At 51.3% G+C, this 6,276-nt stretch carries 6 protein-coding genes and 1 tRNA gene; 1 reads left to right on the top strand and 6 read right to left on the bottom strand.

Features of this window, described 5'->3' with window-relative positions; genetic code table 11:
• Positions 1 to 63 precede the first annotated feature (63 nt).
• The 3 genes from ACUVQO_RS22015 to ACUVQO_RS22005 form a co-directional block, all read right to left on the bottom strand.
• Positions 64 to 136 (bottom strand) — tRNA-Met (locus tag ACUVQO_RS22015).
• 112 nt (positions 137 to 248) lie between these two features.
• The gene (locus ACUVQO_RS22010; protein ID WP_445927965.1) at positions 249 to 3,002 is read right to left on the bottom strand and encodes a bifunctional acetate--CoA ligase family protein/GNAT family N-acetyltransferase; all 2,754 of its coding nucleotides are present in this window, start codon (positions 3,000 to 3,002) and stop codon (positions 249 to 251) included.
• A 36-nt stretch (positions 3,003 to 3,038) separates the two neighbouring features.
• Positions 3,039 to 3,389, bottom strand: coding sequence for an antibiotic biosynthesis monooxygenase family protein (locus ACUVQO_RS22005; protein WP_445927964.1), 351 nt, complete (start codon positions 3,387 to 3,389; stop codon positions 3,039 to 3,041).
• A gap of 501 nt (positions 3,390 to 3,890) precedes the next feature.
• On the opposite strand from ACUVQO_RS22005, the gene ACUVQO_RS22000 reads away from it, so the two are divergent.
• The gene (locus ACUVQO_RS22000; RefSeq protein ID WP_445927963.1) at positions 3,891 to 4,187 is read left to right on the top strand and encodes a thylakoid-associated protein; all 297 of its coding nucleotides are present in this window, start codon (positions 3,891 to 3,893) and stop codon (positions 4,185 to 4,187) included.
• Positions 4,188 to 4,275: 88 nt separating this feature from the next.
• Here ACUVQO_RS22000 and ACUVQO_RS21995 read toward each other — a convergent pair whose 3' ends face one another.
• The 3 genes from ACUVQO_RS21995 to ACUVQO_RS21985 are packed head-to-tail and all read right to left on the bottom strand — an operon-like array spanning position 4,276 to position 6,176.
• Positions 4,276 to 5,088: a hypothetical protein gene (locus tag ACUVQO_RS21995; RefSeq protein ID WP_445927962.1), complete on the bottom strand. Its 813-nt coding sequence runs from the start codon at positions 5,086 to 5,088 to the stop codon at positions 4,276 to 4,278.
• Positions 5,089 to 5,832, bottom strand: coding sequence for an AAA family ATPase (locus ACUVQO_RS21990; RefSeq protein WP_445927961.1), 744 nt, complete (start codon positions 5,830 to 5,832; stop codon positions 5,089 to 5,091). It abuts the gene before it with no gap.
• Positions 5,829 to 6,176, bottom strand: a complete 348-nt coding sequence (locus ACUVQO_RS21985; RefSeq protein ID WP_445927960.1) for a hypothetical protein — start codon at positions 6,174 to 6,176, stop codon at positions 5,829 to 5,831. The genes ACUVQO_RS21990 and ACUVQO_RS21985 overlap by 4 nt, the downstream gene beginning before the upstream one ends.
• Positions 6,177 to 6,276: the final 100 nt, after the last annotated feature.

Below are 6,276 nucleotides of genomic sequence, written 5' to 3'. Positions count from 1 at the left end.
CTTCTGGTTTGAGGGAATCGAGGCTGATATTAATTCGTCGCAAGCCTGCGTCATATTTTTTAATGGCTCAGGCGGGATTTGAACCTGCGACCTTGGGCTTATGAGTCCCCTGCTCTAACCACTGAGCTACTGAGCCTTAACAGATTTATTACCTTAACCAACGTAGCATAACTGGGGATCAGTTTGCATACTACCAGGCAAATTTCGATATCTTCTTTCATCGATCGCCCTTCAGACACGTCTTCCCATCACAGATCAATTTCCGCATTTACCAGATCTGCGTCAACTCGTTGTAGGCAGAAGCCCAGCTTTTCGCAGATGCGTTGCATGGCGGTATTTTCAACCAGAATTTCACCCCAAATGCGGTGCAGCTGCTCCTCCCGACCGACCTGCAGCAATCTACGCATCAGTTCGGTGCCTAAGCCCTGTCCCTGGATTCGATCGCTGACCAATAAGGAAAATTCTGCGCTATCGGTGCCGTATTGCTTACTGAGTCGGGCCACACCAAAAATTTCGGCTTCCCCGGTTTTGGGATCCGCCCCTTCAGCCACCAGTACCATTTCCCGATCGTAGTCAGCAAAGCAGATTTGCACTAAGCGATCGTGGGATGTGCGTTGTTTGAGGGCTACCAGATGAAAGTAGCGGAAATACACGCTTTGCTCTGACAGGGTGGCGTGAAACTTCACCATGAGGGGTTCGTCTTCGGGACGAATTGGACGAATGATGACAATCTGACCATTTTTCAGATTCCAGGGTTGGACATACTGCAATGGATAGGGGCGGATAGCCAGTTTGGGAAGTTCAGTTTCCGGGGTAGTGGGGTCGTGCAAAACAATTCGAGCATCCAGGGCGACTAGATGATCGGGGGAAGCCAGTAAAGGATTAATGTCAATTTCTTTAATCCAAGGTTGCTCAGCGACCAGTTGGCTGAACCGTACCAGCAACTGCTCCAAAGCAGAAATATCGATGGGGGGGTATCCTCGCTGTCCCTGTAAGGCTTTGTAAATTTGGGTTTGCTCCATCATCCGCCGTGCCAGGGTAGTGTTGAGCGGGGGGAGAGCTAGAGAAATATCCTGAAATACTTCCACCAGTGGGCCACCTGTACCAAAGAGTAGCACCGGGCCAAATTGGGGGTCGATCGAGCTACCCAAAATCAATTCATATCCTTCCAGTTTCAACATTGGCTGGACGGTCACACCTTGAAACTGGTCTGCACCAACTCTTTCAGTAACGGATTGGACGATCGCCCGATAGGCCTTGCGAACCGTCTCCGCATCGGGTAAGTTGAGTCGGACTCCACCCACTGCTGTTTTGTGAGTAATGCTGTGGGAAAATAGTTTCAGAACAACGGGATAGCCCAAGCGATCGCTGAGTTCAACGGCTTCCTCCTCCGTAGTGGCAACTCGCGTATCGACCACAGGAATCCCATAAGCGGCCAACAGTTGTTTGGAGTCATACTCAGTGAGCAACGTTTTACCCGCCTGCCGTACTGTGTGAATCATGGAATCAGCCACGGCCTGATTTTTTCCCTCTCCACGAGGGAGGGTTGGGGTTTCATACAGTCCCTTCAGGTTATAGCTATAACAACCCATGTAGTTAAATACCTGGGCTGCCACATCGGGGAAGGGAAGTGTAAAAATTCCTGCCTCGTTGAGAATCGCCTCTCCAGGCGCAACGTCTGCTCCTCCCATCCAACTGGCCAGCAGCGTTTTGCCACGTAATCCCTTGTGCCGCTGCATTTCTACGAAGGCTTTTAATCGCTCTGCTGTTGCCGTGGGTTGAGTTTGCACTTGCGGCGTTAGGATGACCAGAATGCCATCTGTATTGGGGTCTTTGGCGACAATCTCAACTGCCTTCCCATAGCGCTCTGGGTCAGCATCTTCCAACAGATCGATCGGGTTTTGATGGTTCCAATGAGCAGGTAGAAGGCGATCCAACTCAGCTAGGGTTTCCGGCGATAAATTTGCCAGTTCTCCTCCCTGTCGGAGCAGGGCATCGGTTGCCAGGAGTCCCGGCCCCCCTGCATTGGTCAGAATTGCCAGCCGTTGCTGCGGAGGACGAGGTTGCTTGGCTAACACTTCTGCCATGTCAAACAGTTCATTGATCGTATTTACCCGCAGGATCCCAGAACGGCGAAAGGCCGCATCCAGAACCCCATCCCGTCCAGTAAGAATGCCTGTGTGGGAGATGGCAGCCTGTACGGAGGCTTCGGTGCGGCCTGCCTTGGTCACAATGATCGGTTTACTGAGGGCCACTTTCCTCGCGGCTGACAAAAACGATCGCGCATTGGCGATCGTTTCCATATAAACCACAATGCTTTTGGTGTGGGGATCCTCTCCTAAGTAGGAAATAATGTCTCCCCAATCCACATCTACCATTGACCCTACTGACACAAAAGCACTGAAGCCCACCTTCTCCTGAAAGCTCCAGTCTAGAATGGCCGAACACAATGCCCCACTCTGGCTGATAAAAGCTACATTACCAGGACGGGCAATGGCATTAGCACAGGTGGCATTCAGTCCTTGGATCGGATTCATCACCCCCAGACAATTGGGGCCAATTAAGCGGAATTTAGTATGGGCAATTTGTTCCCGAATCTGGCGCTCTCGCTCAACTCCGGTGGCTCCCGTTTCCTTAAACCCAACGGAAAGCACGATCGCCCCCTTCACTCCAGCCTCCACACAGTCACGAATCAGATCCGGAACGGTGGGAGCAGGTGTAGCAATAACGGCCAGATCAACGGGTTCAGGAACCTGACCAATGCTGGGATAGGCTTTAATGCCCAGAACATTTTGCCGTTGGGGATTAACTGGAAAGACGACACCCCCAAAAGGACTACTGATCAGATTCCACAATACAGTTCGTCCTACGCTACCGGGTCGTTCTGTGGCTCCGATCACCGCGACTGATGCGGGTGCAAAGATCGCATCTAAGGGATTGCTTCGATGGAAGAGGCGATCGCGCTGAGGATCGGGAGGAAAATCAGAAGGGCTGATTGGCATAGGAGAAATCTCTTCAACAATGAAGGCCAGCCGGTCTTATTCGTGATTGGCTCCGTTATTGGAGGGTTGCAGTTCCGATACCAGTTCATAAATGGCTGTCGTGGGTGTCCCAGCAAACAGAGGTCCCATCTTTTTCAGGATGGCCTGGTGTTGCTCCTTCGTCTGGTTAACATCCATATCATCAATGCTGTCCCAGAAAATCACCGATATCCCGCGATCGGTTCCAGGCTCTTGCAAGAGATAGGCTCTCTTAAACCCATGATCATAGGTTGCTACAGCCTGTTCATACAGGTTTTGGGCTTCTGCAAACTTACCGGGCTTAAATTCCCCAATCGCTACATGGACGAACCGCCGTTTTAAGAAATCGTGAAAATCTCGATCTGTCATAGTACCTCGTTCAGGATTCAGAAATCGTCAGCTAAGGTTGACGCTTTATCAAAATAACTGCTTTTTTGGGGGTTCCATCTCTATTGTGGACTAACTACAGAATCTGGCCACAATCTGTTCATGAATCGCTAAGTATATTTACTTAAGTAGGGATTAGGGAGCGGAGATCAGGGATTGGGGAACGGAGAGCGGGGATTGGGGATCAGGGATCGGAGGGCGGAGGGCGGGGATCGAGGTAAGAGAGCTGGGCAAGTGGAGAAATTTTTTCTGCCTTTCGTCCTTTGTCATCTACTTTGTCATCTATATGTTCTGCGACGAATGACTAATTTCCGGTTGCCTCTTCTCCCTGGGATGAAACATTGTGTAAAACGACTCAGACCGTTTTGAGGAACCGGGCTATACTATTTATGGATAAGTATTTACTCACGAGGAGACGGTAATGACCGCCCCGTCCCCTCCCTATCGGTTTTGCGATCGGGTTTTCTAGCGGCTAAACGTCAAATGTACACAACTTATTTTGACGAGTACCAGAAACAGTTCAGTGAATGGCAACAAAAAGCCAGCGAATGGCAAAAGCAATTCTTTAACAACTGGCTGGAAACTTTGCCAAATGTGAAGGGAGAAATTAACTTTGCAGAAAGCTTCGACAAAGCCCTCGACTTTCAAGAAGAACTGGTGAGATCCTATTTGGATGCTCAAGAAAAAACGACTCGCATGATGCTGGATGCCCAAAAGAAATTCTGGCAAGACTATTTCAATCAGGTGCGGAAACGTCAGGCTGGAAACGATACCAACTAATTTCAGCCTCCATCCTGGATAAAAGCAAAGGAGTTGGGTAGAGGGAGATTGTTGCGATCGCGACAATCTCTGCTAGTCCCCTCTGCTTTTAGCTGAATGAGCAGCCCCCGGAAATGAAGGCGATTGTGCTGTTCCAGGTCACGGTCTGGTTGACGTAGTGCAGAAAACAGCTACGAATTGTGCTAATTTCATCCTGGCTTAACTGATGGCTGAGGTGATCTGCATAGCTGGGATGCTGTGATAATCCAGGGGTGAACCAGCGATCTAGGAGAGCGGCAGTAATGACCAGCTCACTGGGCAAGGAAGTTTGATCAATCGTGACGCTCAATCCAGCAGTCTGAAATAAGGTTTGCAGGTCAGGAATGTCCCAGGTGATTTCTGGCGGCAGGATCTGAGCATAGATCGCTTCCTCGGCCTGTCTCCAGCGCTGGAACAACTCCCCACTGAGGCTATCGGCGGGGAGCAGTTGGTATAACCGTTGCGCCCGACTCAGCACCGCTTCTGCCAGCACGAATTGGGGAGATGCCGCTGTTTGATGAGATTTCAGGTTGGCCTGCAGAATGTCAGTTAAGGTAGCGAGGATCGTTGCTGGATCGAGTTGATGAGCTAAAACATTTCGGCCAATCACCCGATCGAAATGAACTCCAGGGGCAATTGCGGCTAACACAGACGGTAATTCTGCCAGAGAGGATTGCAGGATCTGGGGACGGGACAATTCAGGTAGGGCAGCACTTTGTTCTGTGAGCGCAGCAGCATCTGCTGAATTTTGCACCCAGGCATATACCCCTCCCTCGGGCACCTGCCGCACGGCTTCCCAGGTCAATAGTCCGCTGCCAGCATTCAAGTCCAGAACAAGATGATGTCGTTGTAAATGAGCCAGGGCAAACAGGCGATCGCGCACCTAGGCTAATCCCCCCGTCTGATTTAACGTTCGCTGTAACCAGCGCTCCTGAGCTGAATCGGTGGGACTGAAGGTGAGTGCTTCCGGCCCATCCAGACCCATGCCTTCCACCATTGCCGCCAGTTGAGCCTCCCGACGTTGCGCCACCTGAGTTTGAATCTGTGCTTCGTAGCCCTGGTTAGACGGTTGATAAAATACCTGGCCCTGTAAGCGCCTGGGTAAGTATTGTTGTTCTACCCAATGATCCCGATACGCATGGGGATAGAGATAGCCTGCTCCATGTCCAAACCCTTTCTTATCCCGGTTGGCATCTTTCAAGGGATTAGGAACTTCTCCTTCTCGTTCCTGCTCCACAAGGGACAAAGCATCGAAAAAGCCCATGACGCTATTCGATTTTGGACAGGTCGCCAGATAGAGGGTAGCCTGCGCTAGCGGATAGCGGCCTTCTGGCATTCCCACCCGATCGAACGCTTCAGCACAGGCATTCACCACCACCACCGCATTTGGATCTGCCAGTCCCACATCCTCTCCCGCCAGGATCAGGAGCCGTCGCAGGATGAAGCGGGGATCCTCTCCCGCGTAAACCATGCGTGCCAGCCAGTAAAGTGCCGCATCTGGATCAGAGCCACGCACAGTTTTAATGAAGGCGCTGATCGTATCAAAGTGAGCATCCCCTTCTTTGTCATAGAGGACAGCGCGACGCTGAATTGACTCTTCGGCAACGGCCAGCGTTAGATGAATCACACCTTTTTAGTGGTAGGGGTCGTTTCAACGGCTAGTTCCAGCGCATTCAGCAGGGCACGGGCATCTCCATTCGCCACATTCACCAGATGATCCAGGGCATCCTGATCCAGCTTAATTTTGCGCGTGCCGTACCCTCGTTCTTTATCCGTCAGGGCTTGCTGTACCACTTTTCGCAAATCATGTTCATCCAGCGGTTTGAGCTGAAACAGGCGCGATCGCGATACCAGTGCTTTGTTCACCTCAAAATAGGGATTTTCCGTCGTTGCTCCAATCAGGATCACGGTGCCATTTTCCACCCAGGGTAACAGGGCATCCTGCTGCGCTTTGGTGACACCTCCCGACACCAATGCTACGCATACGGTACGGGCTTCCCAAGATCGCTCTTGAGTATTCCTGCCCCGCGCCACTTATCTAGGTCATAGACCCCCGACAGACCGACTTGAC

The organism is Leptodesmis sp., from assembly GCF_052746595.1.
The sequence above is the reverse complement of the archived record's forward strand: the minus strand, read 5'-3'. Positions and strand labels throughout refer to the sequence as shown.